We start from the raw sequence: 1502 nt of genomic DNA, 5'->3' as shown, positions 1-1502 counted from the left end.
CTCCTCCTTTCCTTCCCATTCCGGACTGACATTGCGACGACTAAGTTTCCACACAATGATTCTGACGAGGAAACCAATCTGCATCTCTCCCGTTCCCTCGTCAATTCTTATCGACAAATATATAAGCCCACCGGAAACCACAAACGCAGCTGCCACCGCAAGCACCATTATGGTTTGATCATCAATTAGCAGACTAAAAATTAACCAAGACAGGAGTGTTAAAAAAATCGTCCCAGCTGCAAGGGCAAACACGCCCTTAAATGTAAGGCCCCATAAGTGCCTCGGCGCTCGAATTGGCCGAGGCACTTTAGCCGTTAGTTCATCATTTCCTTTCACTTCTTTCCCCCTCCCCTTAATACTGTGTGACCCAATCGAAAGATGACCCATTTTCCTCCGCCAACGATCGCAGAGGAAGTGCCAGTGCGATGGAGATAACCCTTCAGGATGTGCGGCCCCATAACCGCTACTATAAGGAACCCAAGGCTCCACAGCAGCCCCTCAAAAGTTCCTTTCCCCACCATTGAAAGCACGATGACGAGCATCATCATGCGAATCACGGGTGTGAATACGATCGCGAATACCTCCTTCCAATAGGCTATATACATTTCCCGATCCCCGTGGCTTCTTGCCGCAATAATCGGACCGATGATCAAGGCGATGACAAGCTCGGCATAGGTTATCATCTGGGAAATCGCCAGGGCAATCATAAAGATCGCCCAAACCAGAAATCCGAACAGAATGTGAAAGCCAGCCCGAAATATCTCGTTGTGAGGGGAAAGCTGAAGCAGCAACGCGTCAATGGAGACATTGAACGTGACCGGCGCTTTCCCCAGCCATTCAACGATTTCGTTACTGACAGGAACCATCGCATATCGGATGATCGGAACTGTTGCTCCCGCCATGGCCGCCGCAATGACTGCATCTGCGACAATCCTAAGCCAGTTCACATCTTCTTCTGTGACAATTGCCTTCCACGCCTGTAAGACGTTGGAGTATAGCGTTAGTATGAATACGGCGGCGGCAAGTGCCATCGCACCTAACATGAGGTAATTTAAGACGGGAACTTTATCGATATCCAAACCACCTTTAATGTATTTGACCGCCAGGTCGATACCCGCCCTGGCAAGATCGGTGGCGATATCGCTTAACCACTCATTAATCGTCTCATGTACCCATTCATTCATCCCTCCCCCTCCTCTCAGTCTTTGAAGAACTCCCACAGCGCTTTGCCGAGCGTGCTGCTTCCCGCTAGAATCGCTCCACCAATGAGGATATTTTTGATCCATGACTTGGCATTACTTTTCTCATGGGGATCCGAAGCTGTGGCGAACCTAAGTCCGAAATATGCAATCGCCAAAATTACGACTGATCCCCCGATCAACATTATTCCTGCATGGATGAAATCAACGATGCTGTCGAGTTTCTGAAACAAACCGCTAAAAGGGTTCTTGATCCATTTCTTTAATGCCCCCTTTTCAGAAATAAATTTTGATACTTGGGAA

General features: G+C 48.5%; 3 protein-coding genes. All 3 read right to left on the bottom strand.

Annotated elements, in window-relative coordinates:
* Positions 1-336 (bottom strand): hypothetical protein (locus RZO55_RS00925; protein WP_318062427.1); only part of this gene is annotated, 336 nt, incomplete at its 3' end.
* Complete coding sequence (locus tag RZO55_RS00920; protein WP_318062426.1) at positions 333-1184, bottom strand: conjugal transfer protein TrbL family protein; 852 nt, start codon at positions 1182-1184, stop codon at positions 333-335. The genes RZO55_RS00925 and RZO55_RS00920, both read right to left, overlap by 4 nt.
* A 14-nt stretch (positions 1185-1198) precedes the next feature.
* Positions 1199-1502 (bottom strand): hypothetical protein (locus RZO55_RS00915; protein WP_318062425.1); only part of this gene is annotated, 304 nt, incomplete at its 5' end.

The organism is Clostridium boliviensis (genome assembly GCF_033342255.1).
GTDB classification, from domain to species: domain Bacteria; phylum Bacillota; class Clostridia; order Lachnospirales; family Lachnospiraceae; genus Lacrimispora; species Lacrimispora boliviensis.
The sequence above is the reverse complement of the archived record's forward strand: the minus strand, read 5'-3'. Positions and strand labels throughout refer to the sequence as shown.

What these genes read in the sequence shown, in the direction of transcription:
- RZO55_RS00920 (WP_318062426.1), bottom strand. Translation starts at nt 1,184, where the DNA reads ATGAATGAATGGGTACATGAGACGATTAATGAGTGGTTAAGCGATATC.